Source organism: Streptomyces sp. NPDC031426, assembly GCF_055581585.1.
In genome coordinates this window covers 145921-160409 of sequence record NZ_JBVIJE010000009.1, presented here as the reverse complement: position 1 = coordinate 160409, position 14489 = coordinate 145921, and the positions used below count along the sequence as shown (strand labels likewise).

15 protein-coding genes are annotated in these 14489 nt (G+C 73.2%); 8 read left to right on the top strand and 7 right to left on the bottom strand.

All coding sequences use genetic code 11. The annotated features are described in order from the left end of the window. The first annotated feature begins 178 nt into the window (after positions 1-178). From ACZ5NH_RS20610 to ACZ5NH_RS20600, 3 genes are all read left to right on the top strand, one after another. On the top strand, positions 179-952 hold the full coding sequence (locus tag ACZ5NH_RS20610) for an ATP-binding protein (protein ID WP_468777126.1): 774 nt from the start codon (positions 179-181) through the stop codon (positions 950-952). 212 nt (positions 953-1164) lie between these two features. Next, on the top strand, positions 1165-1542 hold the full coding sequence (locus ACZ5NH_RS20605; RefSeq protein WP_468777401.1) for a hypothetical protein: 378 nt from the start codon (positions 1165-1167) through the stop codon (positions 1540-1542). A gap of 146 nt (positions 1543-1688) precedes the next feature. Further along, complete coding sequence (locus ACZ5NH_RS20600) at positions 1689-3701, top strand: ABC transporter ATP-binding protein (RefSeq protein ID WP_468777124.1); 2013 nt, start codon at positions 1689-1691, stop codon at positions 3699-3701. A gap of 24 nt (positions 3702-3725) precedes the next feature. On the opposite strand, the gene ACZ5NH_RS20595 is transcribed toward ACZ5NH_RS20600, so the two are convergent. The 4 genes from ACZ5NH_RS20595 to ACZ5NH_RS20580 form a co-directional block, all read right to left on the bottom strand. Further along, the gene (locus tag ACZ5NH_RS20595) at positions 3726-3902 is read right to left on the bottom strand and encodes a hypothetical protein (RefSeq protein ID WP_388621255.1); all 177 of its coding nucleotides are present in this window, start codon (positions 3900-3902) and stop codon (positions 3726-3728) included. A 153-nt stretch (positions 3903-4055) separates the two neighbouring features. Then, entirely contained in the window at positions 4056-4712 is a 657-nt protein-coding gene (locus tag ACZ5NH_RS20590) for a DUF899 domain-containing protein (protein WP_468777122.1), read from the bottom strand. Between the two features lie 162 nt (positions 4713-4874). Beyond that, complete coding sequence (locus ACZ5NH_RS20585) at positions 4875-6725, bottom strand: FUSC family protein (RefSeq protein ID WP_468777120.1); 1851 nt, start codon at positions 6723-6725, stop codon at positions 4875-4877. Between the two features lie 148 nt (positions 6726-6873). Continuing rightward, positions 6874-7659 carry a nucleotidyltransferase domain-containing protein gene (locus ACZ5NH_RS20580; protein ID WP_468777118.1) on the bottom strand — a complete coding sequence of 262 codons (786 nt, stop codon included), beginning with the start codon at positions 7657-7659 and terminating at the stop codon, positions 6874-6876. A gap of 293 nt (positions 7660-7952) precedes the next feature. Here ACZ5NH_RS20580 and ACZ5NH_RS20575 point away from each other — a divergent pair, with 293 nt between their 5' ends. From ACZ5NH_RS20575 to ACZ5NH_RS20565, 3 genes are all read left to right on the top strand, one after another. After that, entirely contained in the window at positions 7953-8276 is a 324-nt protein-coding gene (locus tag ACZ5NH_RS20575) for a hypothetical protein (RefSeq protein ID WP_468777116.1), read from the top strand. Positions 8277-8359: 83 nt separating this feature from the next. Further along, on the top strand, positions 8360-8776 hold the full coding sequence (locus tag ACZ5NH_RS20570; RefSeq protein ID WP_468777114.1) for a RidA family protein: 417 nt from the start codon (positions 8360-8362) through the stop codon (positions 8774-8776). Next, positions 8773-9228, top strand: a complete 456-nt coding sequence (locus ACZ5NH_RS20565; RefSeq protein WP_451551364.1) for a GNAT family N-acetyltransferase — start codon at positions 8773-8775, stop codon at positions 9226-9228. The genes ACZ5NH_RS20570 and ACZ5NH_RS20565 overlap by 4 nt, the downstream gene beginning before the upstream one ends. Positions 9229-9275: 47 nt before the next feature. On the opposite strand, the gene ACZ5NH_RS20560 is transcribed toward ACZ5NH_RS20565, so the two are convergent. Continuing rightward, the gene (locus ACZ5NH_RS20560) at positions 9276-9998 is read right to left on the bottom strand and encodes an aspartate/glutamate racemase family protein (RefSeq protein WP_468777112.1); all 723 of its coding nucleotides are present in this window, start codon (positions 9996-9998) and stop codon (positions 9276-9278) included. 5 nt (positions 9999-10003) lie between these two features. Then, a complete protein-coding gene (locus tag ACZ5NH_RS20555; protein ID WP_468777110.1) occupies positions 10004-11461 on the bottom strand; it encodes an NCS1 family nucleobase:cation symporter-1 in 1458 nt (485 codons plus the stop codon). A gap of 190 nt (positions 11462-11651) precedes the next feature. On the opposite strand from ACZ5NH_RS20555, the gene ACZ5NH_RS20550 reads away from it, so the two are divergent. After that, on the top strand, positions 11652-12314 hold the full coding sequence (locus ACZ5NH_RS20550; RefSeq protein ID WP_468777108.1) for a GntR family transcriptional regulator: 663 nt from the start codon (positions 11652-11654) through the stop codon (positions 12312-12314). A 59-nt stretch (positions 12315-12373) separates the two neighbouring features. On the opposite strand, the gene ACZ5NH_RS20545 is transcribed toward ACZ5NH_RS20550, so the two are convergent. Next, positions 12374-13069, bottom strand: a complete 696-nt coding sequence (locus tag ACZ5NH_RS20545; protein ID WP_468777106.1) for a uracil-DNA glycosylase — start codon at positions 13067-13069, stop codon at positions 12374-12376. A 323-nt stretch (positions 13070-13392) separates the two neighbouring features. On the opposite strand from ACZ5NH_RS20545, the gene ACZ5NH_RS20540 reads away from it, so the two are divergent. Next, complete coding sequence (locus ACZ5NH_RS20540; protein WP_468777104.1) at positions 13393-14160, top strand: RNA-binding S4 domain-containing protein; 768 nt, start codon at positions 13393-13395, stop codon at positions 14158-14160. Positions 14161-14489 lie beyond the last annotated feature (329 nt).

Below are 14489 nucleotides of genomic sequence, written 5' to 3'. Positions count from 1 at the left end.
ACCGAAGGTTTCCTGACAGATGTCTCCCGACAGCCCTGCGGCGCCATTCGAAGATGCATTCGAAGACCGGGACGGACCTCCGATGACCCCAATTGGCGCCGCTCGACGTGCTGTTGCGAGCAGTGTGCCACGGCCCCTGACCGAGTCACACAGCACTCTGCAATTTTCAGAGTGACACTTGCCAAGTGTTCACGGCGAGGAGATAGTGGCAAGCGTGATTCCGTCCGCGCCCTTAGGAACAGACGCCGCCGCAGACCACCCCGGTCTCGGTGCGGCCACGGGAGCAGCCCCTGTCGGGGGCGCTGCCGGGCGCCGGTTCCGCTTCGAGCTGGCCGCACATCCGGGTTCCGTCGCCCAGGCGAGACGCCTCGCGCATGCCCGGCTGACCGGCTGGTCGGTATGCGCGGACACCTGCGACAGCGCGGCCCTGGTCATATCCGAGCTGGTCACCAACGCGATCGTGCACACCGCGAGCAGTCGGGTGGTGTGCGAGCTGCAGGATCACGACGACACCGTGCGCATAGCCGTACGCGACGAGGGCTGCGCCCCGGGCGAACCCCACCCGTCCCCGCAGCGGCCCGATGAGGAGCACGGGAGGGGATTGCTCCTCGTCGACGCGCTGTGCCGGGCCTGGGGCGCGCAGGAACACGGGCCCGGGCTGCTGGTATGGGCCGAGCTGACCCGGGGGGACGACGCGGACCGCGACACCGCCGCTCCGCGAGCCGACCTGGGCTGGGGCGCCCGTCCCAAGCCCGGCCGCCCGGACGACTCCGGCGAGGACGAGGCACCGGAGGGCCGGCAACGGGCCGCCGGGCACCTCCGCCCTCTCGCACCCGAGCCCCAGCACCGCCCCGGGGCACCGGACCCCCACCGCCACCGATTCCTGGACCGGCCACCCCACCAGTCTCTGCACCACGCCCCCGAGCAGCACCGCGCCGGGGAGCGCCCGTGACCGCACGGCACGGCTCCGGCGGCTACGGCCCGGACGGGCACGAGTCAGACGGGCACGAGTCAGACGGGCACGAGTCAGACGGGCACGACAACAGTCACAACGTCACGAGCCCCTTCCGGCCCGGCGCCGTCGGCGCCGCGCGTGCCCCCCGTACCGCCCTTGCCGTCAGTGCCGTCGGCCAGGGCCCCGAGCGGTCCCTCGGTCTTGACACCCTGGTGCGGCTGCAACGACACAGGTCCGTCCCGGACGCACTCCGCCGACTCGCGGTGCCGGAGGGCATGACCGCACCGCTCGGCTGCGACGCCGTGGCCGTGCCCGACCGCCTCGGCCCGCTCGTCGTACCCCGGCTGCCTCGGCTGGGCTGTGTGTACACCGACGGCGCCCGCTGGTGGTGGATCGTTCCGTCGGACTCCGACTACGCCCTGCCCTGGCCCTCTCCGGCGCACTACGCCCCCGGCGCCCTGGTCACCGGCACCGCACGGCTCATCCACCGTCCGGAGGGCACGGTTCCGTACACCCCGCCGATCCCGCTGTACCTGGCCCTGTGCCGGGTGACCGGGACGACTCCGGACTGGTCCCGGGCGGCGTGAGGCCGCGCTCGCCTCGGCGGTGACGCCCGCTGCAGTGTGGGCTCGCCCTGCACTCCCTTCGCTCCCCCGCACTCCCCCCTCGCGCCCTCCCCCGCCACCCGTACGCCCGGAGATAGTGGCCGTTCCGTCATGCTCCGGGAGGCCATGTGACGAAGAAGCGGGGGACGCCCGAGCCCGTGGTGTCGGGGTCGGAGCGGCTGCTGTTCGGGGGAGCGCTGCGGTACGACATGGGCTGGAACGAGCATGCGGACGCCTTCCTGGAACTGAGCTTCCGGGCGATGGTCATCCGGCTGCCCGGCATGCTGGCGTCCAGTCTGCGGCTTGCCCTGCAGGCCGACGCGCGGGCCGCGCGGATCGTCCTGGCCGCCGAGGCGCTGCGCGGCGCCGCCCAGGCGGTGAGCCTGCTGGCCGTGAACAACGCGCTCGCCAGGCTGCTGACCGGCCCGGACATCGAGCAGCGCCTCCGGTCGGCGGCCCCCGCACTGCTCGCCATGGCCGCCGTATCGCTCGTGGCCGCGCTGCTGCGGGCGGCCTCCACCTACGCCATCGGGCGGCTTGAGCCCAAGGTGGAGCGCGTGGCGACGGAGCTGTATCTGGAGCGGGCGGCGAACGTGGAGCTGGCCGCCATCGAGGACCACGCCTTTCACAAACTGCTGGACACCGCCCGGTACGGCGCCGAGTCCGCGCGCCGCATGATCTCCTACGGCGCCCGGGTGATCGGCGCGCTGATCTCGCTGATCGCGGCCGCGGGCGTGCTGGCGGTGCTGCATCCGCTCCTGCTGCCGCTGCTGGTCACCATGACCCTGCCGAGCGCCTGGAGCGCGCTGACCAACGCCCGGCGCCGCTACGAGTCCTTCCATGTCTGGGTGCAGCACGCCCGCGCCGGCCGGCTGATCAGCCATCTGCTCACCGAGCCGGCCGCGGCCCCGGAGATCCGGGTGCACGGGGTCGGCCCGTTCCTGCTGCGGCACTTCCGGTCCATGTCGGAGACGGCGGAGGCGGAGCAGGCCCGGCTGGCCCGGCTCGCCGCCCGGACCGGACTGATCGCGGCGGGCTGGACGGGCCTCGCCACGCTGGCGACCTACGCCACGCTGGGCGCCCTGCTGCTGGCCGGCGCGATGGCCCTGTCGGTCGCGGGTACGGCGGTGATCGCGATCCGCACGGGTGCGTCGAGCCTGGACACACTGGTGCTGGAGATCAACCAGCTGCACGAGGAGGCCCTGTTCGTGGGGGATCTGCAGCGGCTGTACGTGGAGGCGGCCGAGCGGGCCGTCCCGGAGGGCGGCGAGGCCCTGCCGGAGGACCCGAAGGAGATCCGGTTCGAGCACGTCACCTTCAGCTATCCGAGTGACACGCCCGCCCCCTCCACCGGTGAGTTGCAGGCCTCCACCGGTGAGTTGCGAGCCGGCTCCGCCGAGTTGCGAGCCCGCCCCGCCCTGGACGACGTCACCCTCACGCTGCCGCTCGGCCGGATCATCGCGCTCGTCGGCGAGAACGGCTCGGGCAAGTCCACGCTGGTCAAGCTGCTCGCGGGCCTGTACACCCCGGACCGCGGCCGGATCCTGTGGGACGGCGTCGACGCGGCGCGGGCCGACCGGCGGCTGCTCGCCGAGCGGATCGCCATGGTGGCCCAGGACTTCAAACGCTGGCCGTTCACCGCCCGGGTGAACGTGGCCGTCGGGCGCTCGGCCGCGCCCATCACCGAGGAACGGCTGGCCGCCGCCGTCGCCGAAGCGGGGGCCGAGGAGGTGGTCGCGGATCTGCCGCGCGGCCTGGACACGCTGCTGGCCCGCGACTTCAGCGGCGGGCACGAGCTGTCCGGCGGTCAGTGGCAGCGGCTCGGCATCGCCCGGGCGGCGTACCGGCGCGGGCGGGTGCTGATCGTGGACGAGCCGACGGCAGCGCTGGACGCGCGGGCCGAGCTGGAGGTGTTCGAGAAGATCCGGGCGCTGGCCGGCAGCGGGCAGACGGTCGTGCTGATCACCCACCGGCTGGCCTCGGTCCGGCATGCCGACCTGGTGCATGTGCTGGAGCACGGGCGGCTGGTGGAGTCCGGCACGCCTCAGGAGCTGCTGGCCAGGGGCGGTGTCTACGCCGAGCTGTACGCGCTGCAGGCGGAACAGTTCACGGCGCAGGTACCGGCGCCGAAGCCGGCCTGAGCACGGCCGACGGCGACAGCGCGCTCACTCGGCCGCCTCGGTCCCCCGCACGATCACCAGGAAGGTGTCCGTCGAGAGGTCCATGACCACTTCGGCGGGCAGGCCTTCCAGACGCCGCGCGTGCGCGAACTCCTCCGCGGGCCGGGAGCCCCGCGGACCACCGGCGGGAAAGCGCTCGAGCACCGTTCGCCCGTTCACCATCTCGCACCTCCAGAAAGCGTCGTACTCATAGGAGTTAACGCCCAGGAGAAGGGAAACGCCTCGCTCGGTGACGGGACTGAGACATTACCTACACTCGTTCGGCGCGGAGCGTGCGGAACCGTTCACATGGAGACATGAACCGCACCCTCCGTGTCAGTAGTCGTACTCGTCGTGAAGGCGTGGCTGGTCGCTGCCGGCTGGGCTGCGGCCGAGCGCGGTGAGGTCGAGCAGACCGGCGAGGGTGCCGAGGCCGTCCAGCCCCTCGTCGTACACCGAGTAGGTGTGGAAGACCCGGTCGCGGTCCCGCAGGAAGCAGCTGACGCCCGGCCGCTCGACCAGGCCCCGGTCCGACTCCACGGTGGCCTCGAAGTCGATGTTGAAGTCGCCGTGGGACGAGGGGTACGACGAGGAGTACCAGGGCACCACCCAGCCCATCCGCGCCTTGAACGGCAGGATCCGGGTGAACGGGGCCCGGGAGACGGCCGCGAAGGAGGTGTTGCGGGCCCGCAGGTGGGCGAGATGGCCGACCTGGTCCAGGAAGGCCGAGCAGCACGGGCAGCCGGTCTCCCACTCCGGGGCGAACACGAAGTGGTGGACGACGAGCTGGGCCCGGCCCTCGAAGAGGTCCAGGAGGATGGCCTTGCCGTCACCGCCCTCGAAGACGTACTCCGCGTCGACCTCGACCACGGGCAGCCGCCGCCGCTCCTCCCCGAGCACCTCGCGGGCCCGTCTGACCGCCTCCTCCTTGCGCAGCAATTCCTCGCGCGCCGCGCGCCACTGCTCGCGCGAGACGATCTCCGGTAGCGACATGGGCCCTCCTGTCCTGCGGTCGGTTCGGGGTGGTGACCGCCGCCGGGCGTGGAACTCATCGCCGCGCGCGAAGATTTTTTCCGGCACCCGGACCCGCGTGTCGCCGGCGTCCGGCTCCCGTACTCCAACTCCCTTACGGGAGGGGCGGTCGAGGGTGAGGGATTACACCTCGATCCGCTGCACGGCGGGCAGCGGTACTTCGACTCCCTGAAGCCGCAACTCCCCCAGCGCGCCCTGGAGCTGCCCGATGTGCCGGGGTGTGAGCCGGCCCGTGTCGTCGAGGTGTACGGCGCAGGCCGTGGTCGTGTCGACAAGTCGCTCCAGGACGTCCGCGACGGCGTCGGTGCCCGCGGTGTGCCGGGCCAGGGCGGGCAGTTCGGCGGCGGCGAGCGCGATGGCGGTGCGCGCCTCGGTGAGGGTGCGGTAGGCCTCCCGGCGCAGCGCCCACCGCTCGGCGCGGTCGCCGGACTCGGCGAGGACGTGCGCCAGATAGGCGTGCGCGGCACTCCCGGCCGTGGCGAGCCGCTCCCGTACCCTGCCGCCGCGCTGCCCCGGCATCGGCAGATGCCCGACGACCAGTACGAGCGCGCAGGCCAGCACGGTCTCGCCGATCCGGCTGAGGGAGGCCTGCGGCTCACCGCCGGCCATGACCAGGGCGAGGACGAGGACGGTGACGACGGCGGTCAGCGCGGCGAAGTGCCGGGTGGCGACCGGCACGAGCGCCCCGCAGACCGCGACCAGCGCGATCAGCCCGGCCGGGCGTGGCAGCAGCGTGGCGAGCCCGGCGAACAGCAGGGCGCCCAGCACGGTCCCGGCGGCCCGGCACAGCACGCGGGAGGCGAGCGGCCCGAGGTCGGGCTTGACGAGGAACACGGCGGTGGCGGGCAGCCAGTACCAGTGCTGGTGCTGGCCGTACCAGCGGGCGTGGTGCAGCGCCTGGGCGATGGCCGCGCTGGCCCCGAAGCAGACGGCGACCCGCAGCCCGTACTCGCGTCCGCCGGTGCCGAGCGCGGCGCGTACGGCGTGTCGTACGTCCCGGCGGCGGGCGAGCGGCCGGTGTGGTGCGTCCTCGGCCCGGTCGAAGGCCTCGGCCGCGCGCAGCAGGGCGTCGTCGAGGGCGCGCAGGGCCGGGGCCGAGCGATGGGGGGCGGGCAGCGCGCCGGTGCCGGTGTTGCCGCGGACGGCGGCGGCGAGCCGCCGGGGCCCTGCCGCGGTCCGCGTGGAGACGGGCTCCCCCGCCCAGAACAGCGCGGTGGCGGCCTCGGCGAGCGGGAGGGCGGCCACGTACTGCGCATGCAGCCGGCGCTCCGCGGCGGAACTGGCGTACCGGCGCAGCCGGGGCCCTGCGAGGGCGTCCTGGGCCTGGTCGAGGGCGGCGGTGAGCGCGGCCCGCCGGGCCGTGGCGTGGTCACCGCCCACGGCGTCGAGGAGGGCGGCGACGGCGTCGTACACATCGGCCACGGCCTCCCGCTCTCCGTCGAACCGGAAGTCCCCGGCGAGCGAACCGGGCGTGGGCAGTGCGAGCCGCAGCAGAAGCAGCCAGCCGGCCCCGGCGAGGAAGGCGAGGGCCCGCTGCCAGCCGCTCTCGGCCGCCGGCATCCCGGCACCGATCGCGGCGCCGACGAGCAGTTGCGTTCCCGCGGCGGAGGCGACAGGCCCGACCGCGCTGATGCCACCGGCGAGCAGTCCGAGCAGGGTGAGTGTCAGGGTCAGCGGTACGGCGGCCAGCGCATGCCCCGCATACGTCCCCGTGACAAGCCCGAGCGCCCCGGCGAGCGCGGGCACCCCGAGCCGCTTGACGGAGGCGCGCCGGCTGCCCGGCCGGTCGTTGATGCCGGCGAGCATGGCGGCGATGGCGGCAAGGACGCCGGGGGCGGTGTGTCCCGTACCGACGCCGGCGAGCAGCAGCGGACCGGCGGCGAGCGCGCCCCGGGTCACCGCGCTCCAGGGAACGGGACCGCGCTGGGCGCGCAGGGCATGGGCGAGCCAGAGGGGGGCGGCGGGCCGGGACACGGGACTCCTGTCGTACGCGGGCGGGACGTGCCTTGCCTTCGGACGACGGCGGCCGGATGGCTGTGCTTCCACGGTAGGGGGCGTTCTCGGTGCGAACTGGACGCTCACGTTTCCGGCACGTGAAAGGTGGCCGGGCGGGCCGGTTTCTTTATGAACGCAATGCGCCGGCGACGATCTCCTCGGCCTCGGTCACGGCGGCGACGAGGGCCTCGGGTTGAGCCCGCAGCGCACCCACCACCGCGTCGATCCGCCGCAGCCCGGCCCGCTCCAGCAGCCGTTTCTCGTTCGTCACCCACTCGCCGCGTGCCGCGAGCACTCCGTGCGCGGCCTGGGCGGCGGCCGTCGCGACGGACCCGGCGGTCTCCGTGAGGCGGCCGTGGGAGGCGTGGTTGGCCTTTGCATAGGCGAGGGTGGCGCGGGCGGTGCCGTGCCAGCGCTCGGCGGCGGTGACGCGCAGCCTGGCCGGGTAGTCCGCCGGGCGGGGCAGGGTGCCTCGCAGCACCTGGTTGACGGCCAGTTCGGCCACGATCAGATAGGTGGGGATGCCGGCGAGATGGAAGAGCAGCGGCTCCACCCGGAACCGTCCCGCCCGCGCCTCCGCCAGCTCGTGCTCGACCACGTCCAGGTCCCGGTAGTGCACATCGACCCGGCGTCCGTCGATGGTCAGCCAGGCCCCGCCGTTGAAGACCCCGCCGCCCCAGCCGCCGACCTCGGACACCTCGCCCTCCCAGCCGACGGCCCGCAGGTCGCCGGGGTCGAAGGAGCCCCGGTAGTAGATCGCCAGGTCCCAGTCGCTGTCGTCCCGGTGAGTGCCCTGGGCCCGGGATCCGCCGAGCGCGACCGCCCGGACGGCGGGGAGGGCGGCGAGGCGGTCGGCGGTACGGTCGAGGAAGAGGGAATCGGCAAACCGGGGCGAGGGCATGGGCGTCGGCATGGGCTCAGCCTGCCGCAGCCGTCACGGAGTCCGCTCCCGAAATTCCGCGAGGCTTCCCGCTTCGACAACCTGGTCACAGCCCGTTGTCAGTGGCACGCGTTATCAAGGAATCGTGACGCAGTGTGACGACGGGGGAGGCAGTCGTGACGATCCAGGACGGCAGGCACAGGGGCGAGAGCGGGCACGAGCGGGCTGGGGAAGCCCCACGGCAGCAGGAAGACCGGGCGGTCGCGCCGCAGCCGCGCACGCATGTGTCGATGGCGGGGCCGCGCGCTCGGGGATGGACACCGGGCATGGCCCGTCACCTGCTCGGGGAGCCCGATCCGCTGCGGAGCAACCCGCACTTCGACTCGGCACCGCGGACGCGGTTGTATCGCCTCGACCGGGTCGAGACAGCCGAGGACAGCGAGGAGTTCCGGGCCGTTTCGGCCGCCGCGGCCCGCCGGTCCGCGGCGGCGCGGGCGGCCGCGCTCCGGCGGCGTCGGGAGGTGCCGGCGCGGATCGCGGCGGAACCCATCGACGGCGGACGCGTGGCCCGCGAGGACGGTTGGCGAGTGGAGGGTCCGTACGCCGACGCCTCCGCCGTCGGCGTCCCGTCGGCGGAGGCGTCCTGGTAATTCGGATGCGAGCAGGGCCTGGGGGCCCGATCATCGGGATTCGTCGGGAAGTCGTCCACCGCCGTTTCAGGAGAGCAGTCCCAGTGATCCAGCGCGTAACCGTCCCGGTCCTCTTCCCACCGCCCCGCTATTCCCACGCCTCCGTCGTCGAGGCCGGGACGAAGCTGGCCTTCCTCGCGGGATCCGTGCCGCTCGACGAGAAGGGGGAGATCGTCGGCCCGGGGGATCCGGTGCGGCAGGCCGAGCAGGTGCTCGCCAACCTCCGGGAGCAACTGGCCGCCGTCGGCAGCGACTTGGCGCATGTCGTCACGACGGATGTGTACGTGGTGAGCAGCGAGACCTCGGTACTGTCCGCGGTGTGGGAGGTGGTGGAGGCCTCCGGGCTGAGCGCGGGTCCGCACTCGTCCACGCTGCTCGGGGTCGCCTGCCTCGGCTACACCGGGCAGCTGGTGGAGATCACGGCCACGGCCGTGGTGCCGGAGCCGGAGGGGAACCGGTGACGGACGAGGTCGTGCTGCGCCGGGCCGTGGCGGCGGACGCCCGTGCCGCCGCGGATGTGTATCTGCGGTCCTTCGACACCGCCCTGCCCACCGTCGTCCGGCCGCACACCGACGACGAGGTCCGGGAGTACATCCGGGATGTCGTGGTGCCGTTCCGGGAGACCTGGGTGGCGGAGGCCGCCGACGGCGGGATCGTCGGACTGATGGTGCTGGACGGGGAGTTGCTGTCGCAGCTGTACCTGGACCCGGAGTGGCGGGGGCGCGGTGTCGGTGACCGGTTCGTGGCCCTGGCCAAGGAGCGCAGCCCGGGCGGGCTGAACCTGTGGACCTTCCAGGTCAACAGACCCGCCCACCGCTTCTACGAGCGCCATGGTTTCGCCGCGGTCGAGTTCACCGACGGCAGCGGGAACGAGGAGCGGGAGCCGGACGTGCGGTACGTCTGGCGGCCCTGAGCCCGGCCGGCCTCCCACTGTGGCGACGGGAAGCCACACCTGGCGGCTCACCGCGCCGACCGTCCCCACACCCTCCCCTTGGGCAGCGGTCTGTCGTAGCTGCCCGCGCGGCTGGTGGTCAGGCCCAGGGCGACCAGGGACTCGGCGAGCTTGACCGCCGCCGCCACGCCGTCGACCACGGGGACCCCGAGCTTCTCCCCCACCGTCTGCTGCAGTCCGGTCATCCCGGCGCAGCCCAGGACCAGCACCTCGGCGCCCGCGTCCCGGGCCCGCTCGGCCGCCGTCAGGAACGCGGCCTCGGTGCGGCCCGGATCGTCGGCGAGGTCGAGGACGCCGAGGCCGGTGCCGACGACGGCGGCGCAGTTCCGGGCCACACCGGCCGTCTCCAGGCTGTCCTCGATCTGGCCGCGGGAGCGGTCGAGGGTGGTGACCACGCCGTAGCGGCGGCCGAGGAGACACGCGAGGTGGGCGGCGGCCTCGGTGATGTCCACGACCGGGACGTCCACCAACTCCCGTACACCTTCCCGGCCGTGCTCACCGAAGCCGGCCAGGACGACGGCGTCGTACGCGGGTCCGTCGTACGTCCGCAGGGTGTCGAGGACGGCGGCGGCCGAGAGATAGCTGTCGAGCCAGCCCTCGGCGGACGCCGGGCCCCAGGCGGGGGTCAGACCGGTCACCGTGGTGGCCGGGCCCGCGGCGGCGCGGGCGCCGCGGACGATCTCCTCGGTCATCTCCTGCGTGGTGTTGCAGTTGGTGACGATGATCCGCACGCCGGTCAGACCTCCCTCGCCGTCGTCGCGCGCTCCCGGCGGGTCAGCAGGGCGTACAGGCCGGCGGCGAGTGCCGTGCCGATGAACCAGGAGTACGGCGCGACATCACTGAAGCTCTTCACCAGCGCCACCACGGCCGCCACCGCGGCGGAGGGCAGGAACGCCCACAGCGCCGTCGGGTTGACGCCCTTGCGGTAGTGGTACGGGGTGCCCGGCCGGGCGTCGAACAGCGCGTCGACGTCGACCTTGCCGCGCTTGACCCAGTAGTAGTCGACCATGATCACGCCGAACAGCGGGCCCAGGAAGGCGCCGAGGCCGCCGAGGAAGTAGTTGACGACGGTCGGGTTGGAGAAGAGGTTCCAGGGGGTGACGAGCAGCGCGGCCACCGTGCTGATCATGCCGCCGACCTTGAAGGTGATCTTCTGCGGCCAGACGTTGGCGAGGTCGTACGCCGGTGAGACGAAGTTGGCGACGATGTTGACGCCCATGGTGGCGACCGCGAACGTGAACGCGGCGATCACGAGCACCCAGGTGTTGCCGACCTTGGCGACCAGTTCCGCCGGGTCGGTGATGGCCTGCCCGAACGCCTTCAGCGAGCCGGCCGTGACGATCACGGAGACGACCACGAACGCGGTGGAGTTGATGGGCAGGCCCCAGAAGTTGCCGCGTCGGACGGTCCTGTAGTCGGGCGCGAAGCGGGAGAAGTCGCAGAAGTTGAGCATCAGCGTGCCGTAGGTGGCGAGGATCAGGCCGATCGCGCCGAACCACTGCCGCCACTGCTCACCGGTGGACACCGGGTGCGGGGTGGAGGTGAGCGAGATGCTCCAGTGCGCCTTGGCCAGGACCCAGAGGGCCAGCGCGATCATCACCAGCCAGATCGCCGGACCGCAGAAGTCCTGGAACTTCCGCACGGCCTCCATGCCCTGGCTGATGATCAGCGCCTGGATCAGCCAGAGCGAGACGAAGGAGATCCAGCCGAGCGCGTTCAGGCCGAGGAAGGAGTGGTGGGTGAGGGAGCCGAGGCCCGGCCAGGCCGCCAGCAGCATCACATTGACGGCGACGGAGGCCAGATAGGTCTGGATGCCGTACCACATGATGGCGATCACGGCCCTGATCAGCGCGGGGATGTTGGCGCCCCAGACGCCGAAGCTGATCCGGCTGACCACCGGGAAGGGCACGCCGTGGCGCTGGCCGATCCTGCCCATCCAGTTCATGCCGGCGTAGATGAGCACGAAGCCGACGAGCAGGGAGGTGAAGACCTGCCAGACGTTCATGCCGAGGACCAGCAGGCCGGCGGCGAAGGTGTAGTTGCCGAGGTTGTGGACGTCGGACATCCACATGGCGAAGAGGTCGAAGACCTTCCAGTTCCGCCGCTCGGCGGGGGCGAGGTCCTCGTTGACGAGACGGGGGTCGGGGGCGAACGCGGGTGCGCCGGTGGCTTCGGCGCGGTCGGCGAGGGACACGGGGCCTCCTGGACAGGGGGGACGAAGGGGCCATACCGCAGGACCCGGACGGACCACCGGCAGGGAGGCCGACGGTCAGCCGCGTTTGGTATACCAAACTCCCGACATAGTGCAGTCGTCAAGCGTTCGGACCGATGTCGTTGCCGTTACAGCCCCGTAAAAGTCGCTCCGTGTCGGCGAAGATGGGGCCATGACGAAGATCGAACCCCTGGGCGCGGTGCGCGAGCGCGTCCTGGCGAGCCTGCGGGAGGACATCATCGCCGGGCGCCTCGGCCCCGGTGACCGACTCGTGGAACGGGAGCTCGCCGAGCGGTTCGGGGTCTCCCGGGTGCCGGTGCGGGAGGCGATCCGTGCGCTGGTCGCCGAGGGCTTCGTCCTCTTCGAGTCGGCCCGCCGCACGGTGGTACGCCGACTGGATCCGACCGACGTCAGAGAACTCTTCGAGCTGCGCGAGGCGCTGGAGGTGTACGCGGCGGGGCTGGCGGCGTCCCGGGTGACCCCCGGGGCCCTGGCGGAGCTGCGGGACCTGCTCGACCAGGCGGCGCGGGCGACGAAGGAGGGCGACGCCGAGGCGATCACGGACATCAACACGCGCTTCCACGACGGCATCCGCGCCCTGGCCGGCAACAGCCTGCTGATCTCGGTCATGGAGCCGGTCGACGGCCGCCTGCGCTGGCTCACCCGGCGGAACGAGGAGTGGCCCCAACTCCTCACCGAGCACCGCGAGTTGTACGAGGCGATCGCCTCCGGCGACCCCGACCGCGCCCGCGCTCACGCGCTCGACCACGTCCGCGCCAACTACCGCTCGACGGTACGGCACCTGTTCGGAACCGACCCCAGCGACGCTGACTGAAGGACCACTGCGGGCTCTGGCGGGCGAAGGGCGGGCGAAGGGCGGCGGCTGGAGATCGGTCACCGCAGGCCGGCTGCCTCCGCTGCCGTGCGCAGTACTTCGCGGAGCATCTCCGCGGTGAGCCGGCCGGTGAAGGTGTTGCGCTGGCTGACATGGAAGCAGCCGAAGAGGTCCAGGCCGTCGAGCGCGACCCGGGTGCCGTGGGCGAAGGCCGGGCGGGGCCTGGGCACGGTCCAGCCCGCCTCGCTGAACGCGGGCAGCGCGGCCTGCCAGCCGAAGGCGCCGAGCACGACCGCGGCCCTCAGCGTCGGGCGCAGCAGCCTCAGCTCCTGGACCAGCCAGGGGCGGCAGGTGTCCCGCTCGCCGGGGGTCGGCTTGTTGGCGGGTGGGGCGCAGTGCACGGGCGCGGTGACACGGACGCCGTACAGCGCCAGCCCGTCGTCGGCGCTGACGGACGTGGGCTGCGAGGCGAGCCCCTCGTCGTACAGCGCCTGGTAGAGCACGTCTCCAGAGCGGTCGCCGGTGAACATCCGGCCGGTGCGGTTGCCGCCGTGCGCGGCGGGGGCCAGCCCGATGATCACCAGCCGTGCGTCGGCGGGGCCGAAGCCGGGCACCGGCCGGCCCCAGTACGTCCAGTCGGCGAACGCGGCCCGTTTCGTCCGGGCCACCTCCTCGCGCCATTCGACCAGCCGAGGACAGGCCCTGCAGTCCGCGACGCGCCGGTCGAGCCGGGCGAGGGCGCTGCTGTCGTCCATACGGCCACCGTATGCCCCATCGGCGCTCGTGCACGCCGCGCCCGGGGCCGCCGCCGCGACCCGCGGATCGCCACCGGCACGGGCGCCGGCCGCCGGCCACACGCACTGCGGGTGTCCGCCGCAGCCGGCTGCGGGAGGGGCTGGGGACTACGGCACCGGCGAGGCACGGCGCATTCATCCGGGGTCCGCCAGGCGGGAGCAGCCGGGCCGTGCGCTGCACCGGCACCCAGGACACCCGGCACCCGGCACCCGGCACCCGGCACCCCACGGTCCAGGGAAAATCGCCTCCGGCTCACCCGGCCCGGGGAGTTAAGGTCGGGGGCATGGCTTCCGAGGATGCGGACGAGAACGTGAACCGTGGGACCGGCGGACCGGACGGGCCCCGCCCCGCCGAGGACGCCCAGGGCTCACAGGACGTCCTCGGGTCCGGCGCCTCCACCGAGCAGCCGGCCGATCCGAAGATCGCCGCCGCGGTGGCCGCTGCCGAGGCCGCGGGGCCGGGCAAGGGTGAGACGGTCCGGATCGACAGCTGGATCTGGGCCGTGCGTCTGATCAAGACGCGTTCCCTGGGCGCCACCGCCTGCCGGGGCGGCCACGTCCATGTGAACGGCGAGCGGGTGAAGCCCGCCTACTCCGTGCGCGTCGGCGACGAGGTGCGCCTGCGGCACGAGGGCCGGGAACGGATCGTGATCGTCAAGCGCCTGATCCGCAAGCGGGTCGGCGCTCCCGTGGCCGCCCAGTGCTACATCGACAACTCCCCGCCGCCTCCGCCCCGTGAGGCCATCGCCCCCGCCGGCCTTCGCGACCGCGGCACCGGCCGCCCGACCAAGCGCGACCGCCGCGAGATGGAGCGGCTACGCGGCCTCGCGGGCCCGAGCCTTCCAGGCGCCTCCGGCGCCTTCGGCGCCGCCCCAGCCCCCGGCGGTTTCGCCAGCCCGGGTGGGCCCGGCAGCCCCAGTGGGCCCGGAGGCCGCGGTGGGCCCAGATCGGGCGGCCGCGGCGGATCCGGTGGGCGCGGTGGATCCGGCGGGTCCGGCAGGCGCGGTGGATCCGGGTCCGGCGGGACCGGTGGGCATCCCCGGGGACGGTGACCCGGAAGCGGCACCCCGCAGGAACCGATCCGCACCGCCGACCGAAAGCCCTCGACCGGCCGACACGGATCCGGATCCCACACGGCCAACGGGCATCACCGTGGACAGCGGCCCGCAAGCCGCACCCCACACGAACCGATCCGCGCCTCCGCCCCCGAACCCCACACCCAGCCGACACGGATCCGCACCCCACGCGACCGACAGGCGCCACCGTGGACAGCGACCCGAAAGCCCCACCCCACACGAACCGATCCGCGCCTCCGCCCCCGAACCCCACACCCAGCCGACACGGATCCGCACCCCACGCGACCGACAGGCGCCACCGTGGA

Coding starts and splice junctions, on each gene's coding strand:
- ACZ5NH_RS20595 (WP_388621255.1), bottom strand. CDS start 3,902: ATGGTGAACGGGCGAACGGTGCTCGAGCGCTTTCCCGCCGGTGGTCCG.
- ACZ5NH_RS20590 (WP_468777122.1), bottom strand. CDS start 4,712: ATGTCGCTACCGGAGATCGTCTCGCGCGAGCAGTGGCGCGCGGCGCGC.
- ACZ5NH_RS20580 (WP_468777118.1), bottom strand. CDS start 7,659: ATGCCGACGCCCATGCCCTCGCCCCGGTTTGCCGATTCCCTCTTCCTC.
- ACZ5NH_RS20575 (WP_468777116.1), top strand. CDS start 7,953: ATGGCCCGTCACCTGCTCGGGGAGCCCGATCCGCTGCGGAGCAACCCG.
- ACZ5NH_RS20550 (WP_468777108.1), top strand. CDS start 11,652: ATGACGAAGATCGAACCCCTGGGCGCGGTGCGCGAGCGCGTCCTGGCG.
- ACZ5NH_RS20545 (WP_468777106.1), bottom strand. CDS start 13,069: ATGGACGACAGCAGCGCCCTCGCCCGGCTCGACCGGCGCGTCGCGGAC.
- ACZ5NH_RS20540 (WP_468777104.1), top strand. CDS start 13,393: ATGGCTTCCGAGGATGCGGACGAGAACGTGAACCGTGGGACCGGCGGA.